The organism is Psychrobacter sp. FME5 (genome assembly GCF_014861375.1).
In the GTDB taxonomy this organism is placed as follows: Bacteria; Pseudomonadota; Gammaproteobacteria; order Pseudomonadales; family Moraxellaceae; genus Psychrobacter.
This window is the reverse complement of record NZ_RRYX01000243.1, coordinates 1-902: the sequence shown is the minus strand read 5'-3', so window position 1 is coordinate 902 and position 902 is coordinate 1. Positions and strand designations below refer to the sequence as shown.

2 protein-coding genes are annotated in these 902 nt (G+C 40.7%); both read left to right on the top strand.

What is annotated here, in order from left to right; translation table 11 throughout:
- The first annotated feature begins 61 nt into the window (after nucleotides 1-61).
- Nucleotides 62-373, top strand: a complete 312-nt coding sequence (locus EI161_RS14500) for an IS630 transposase-related protein (protein ID WP_318779287.1) — start codon at nucleotides 62-64, stop codon at nucleotides 371-373.
- Nucleotides 345-902: IS630 family transposase (locus tag EI161_RS14495; protein ID WP_225735424.1), on the top strand; the 558-nt coding region annotated here is incomplete at its 3' end. The genes EI161_RS14500 and EI161_RS14495, both read left to right, overlap by 29 nt.

Sequence of the window (902 nt, the reverse complement as noted above, 5' to 3'; positions counted from 1 at the left end):
GTATAGTCAAATGACTTCAAAAATGTTATAAAACAAATCAACTAAACGATTACCACTATAAATGACCATGACTTACTCCCTAGATTATCGCAAACAAGTCCTCAAAAGCTTAGATGAGGGCATGACTTTTGCCGAAGCTGCCGTTTTCTATGATATCAGTCCAACGACTATCCAGAAGTGGAAAAAACGTCTTCACAGCAAAACTACTCGAGATATCAAGCCCTACAAAATAGAAGATGAAGCCTTAGCTCAAGATGTCAAAGACCACCCTGACGATTATCACTATGAGCGGGCACAGCGTTTTAATTGTAGCCCAACAGGCATCAGTAAAGCCTTAAAGCGTATTGGTATTAGCAAAAAAAAAGACACTTGAGCATCCCAAAGCTTGCCCCCTAAAGAGAGCTAAGTATCTAAGAAAACTTAACGACTTCATCGCTCAAGGCTATCCCATTGTTTATATGGATGAGAGTGGCTTTGAGGCCGAGACTATTAGACTCTACGGCTATGCTGCCATCGGAACCCCTTGCATCGACCGCTATAACTGGCAAGGTAAAAAACGAACCAACGTCATTGGTGCTCTCTATGGCAAGATGCTGTTTGCGCTAGATTACTTCGAGAAGAACATCAATGGGGATATATTTTATGATTGGTGCAAGTACACGCTAATCCCAAACCTTAAGAGAAAATGTGTGATTGTCATGGATAATGCTAGCTTTCATAAGCGAGTCCAAAGACTACTCAACAGGCACGGTCACAGGCTTCTATTCTTACCGCCTTACAGTCCTGATCTAAATCCCATTGAAAAGAAATGGGCTCAAGTGAAGTTTCTACGTCAAGGTTGGATGGAAAACGACTTATCTAAATTATTTTATGATATTTGTCCAAGGCATAACTCTTTTATG